The sequence below is a fragment of the Nonlabens sp. genome, assembly GCF_018401815.1.
Taxonomy (GTDB): domain Bacteria; phylum Bacteroidota; class Bacteroidia; order Flavobacteriales; family Flavobacteriaceae; genus Nonlabens.
The window spans coordinates 1-2,305 of the sequence record NZ_JAGYKG010000019.1 but is presented as its reverse complement, the minus strand read 5'-3'; the positions used below and the strand labels follow the sequence as shown (position 1 = coordinate 2,305).

General features: G+C 42.0%; 1 protein-coding gene. It reads right to left on the bottom strand.

The genetic code is table 11. From position 1 onward, the window contains the following. Window positions 1–2,292: Ig-like domain-containing protein (locus KG732_RS12920; RefSeq protein ID WP_300980461.1), on the bottom strand; the 2,292-nt coding region annotated here is incomplete at its 3' end. Window positions 2,293–2,305 lie beyond the last annotated feature (13 nt).

The window sequence follows — 2,305 nt, the reverse complement described above, 5'->3', positions numbered from 1 at the left end:
CGTTTTTCCATCAGGTAGTGATCCAACAGAAATAACCTGGTCTGCCTCTTTAACCGTTAAAACAGCTTGAATCGATTGGGGGTTATAATTTGATGTTGCTGCTTGCGTTGCAGTAATCGTCGATGAACCCGCAGCCTTGATAGTGATCTCTCCCGTAGAAGAGTTCACTGTAGCTACCGAGGTATCGGAAGAAGTATAGGAAAATGTTCCATCTCCAGTAGATGTGGGCGCTGTTAGTTGAAAATTCGGATCGCCGAAGGTTTTGGTGATATCTGGAAATCCACTAAGTGTAGGGGTAACTTTACTGACAGTGATTGTAACCGTATTGGTTCCTGGTCCATAAGAACTTGAAGCAAGTTGAGATAAAGTTATTACAGCCGTTCCTTCACTAACAATTGAAACAGTGCCATCTGATGCAACACGCACAATACCCTCATTACTCGAAGTATATGAAATTGGGTTTGGATTATTTGAAGTTGCCGAAAGGCTAAAATCGGGATCTAAAACTGTTTTTGTAATTGGAGTAGTAGCAGAAATAACGGTTATATCCTTTATATTAAAAACTTCAGTTAGATCATCTGTTATGTTGTTTCCTTCATTCAATAAAGTTGTGTTGTCAGATTCATAAACAGTCTGAGAATTTGATGCAGAAACCGTCACTGGATTACCTACACTCAATGCTTTTAAGGTAAGTTCAAGCACCTCTTCAGCGCCTGGACTAACATTTCCAATCGTCCATTCTTTTGTAATAGCATCCCATGTTCCGGCTGAGCGGCTGTTTGCTGCAACTTGGAAGTTACTTGGAATCGTAAGGTTAACTTTTGCATTGGTAGCTGAAAAAAAAGATTGATACTTATAATTAACACGAAGGGTAGTCGATTCACCAACCGATAAGGATTGTACATTTGAAGTTACGTCTAACTTGACTTCAGGCAAACAGTCACTGACATCTACAGGTGCGGAAACATACTCTCTCACGTCAACAGATTGAGTGATCCCGACTGTGTAAGTACCAGGTAATGTTGGCTGAAAAGTGCTCTGGGTTGCGCCTGATACCGGATTACCTTCAAGGTACCATTGATAAATTGCATATCCCTGCGGGGCTGTAAGGGTTATGTTGCCATTTCGAAGGCAATCTCCAACAACTCTTACGGCTACATCTATGCTTGGAATAGTCTCAAAGCCTGAGAAGTAACCAGAAGCACCAATTACTCCACTTTGACCCATGAAACCTACAGCGATAGAATTGGTTGATCGAACCCTAATATTACCTTCTAGCCCATCAAGAAAATAGGTAACCCATAGTTCAGAGCCAGTGACCTCTTTTCGCAAATCTGGCAAATTATCTTCCAAAACTCGCGATCCATTTTTATATACTTCCAGCTCCGCATCAGTTGCAGAAGCCGCTGAAATGATACTCACTCCTCCTGAAATTTTTGTTGTCGAGAGGAAATTAACTGCAGGTATAAAATCAACCTCCTTGTCTAGAAGGAAATTAACAGGTGCAATAACGTTATAATCAACGTTAGCGCCGCTATCAGCGCCTGCAGTCGAGTGATAAGCATAGACTTGTTTTGATGCCCTTACATACATGTTTTCTCCCTTTCGAGTCGTTCCAGTACCAGAATAGTATGACCCAGGAACGATACAATACTCGCCTGCGTCAATTGTTCTAAAGGGTGTCAAGGCGTCATTAACATAGATCTCCGTACTATTTTGAGTGGCAATAATGATGGCGAATTCCAAATCATCATTACCATAACCTCTCACAAAAACGTATTCATTACCAAGCACATTCTCAGGGATGATCTGATCTATCGCAATATCTCGACCGTTATCATTACTCGGCGAATACAATGCATTTCCTAAGCTCACAGCGACATCCTTATCTGCCACTATTAATGCACCCATCCATTCATCATAGGTTTTTGATGCACTCCAATTTGGAAGATTTCGGATTGCGTATTCCAAAACGTATGATTGTCCTCTGTTCAACGTGATAGAAAGCCTGTCGTCTGTAATAGCGTCTACATCAGAGCCTTTCCGAAAAACAATACTCGGGTCATAGCCAGATATTTCAATTGTAGTATTATTTTCTGTGGCCATGATACCTAGAGTTGCATTAGTATCATCCCCATAAATGACCGGTCCCCCTCCCCAACGAAATCGCTTGCCCAGCGCAGCGCGGCCTTTTGAGGTCAGAGAAGATCCTTGAGATGCCTGCGCACCTCGGTGGTTAACATAGAATCTCTCGCCATTTTCAGACTCAAACCGTAAACCACTATCAGACAAAACCTTTCCAGTA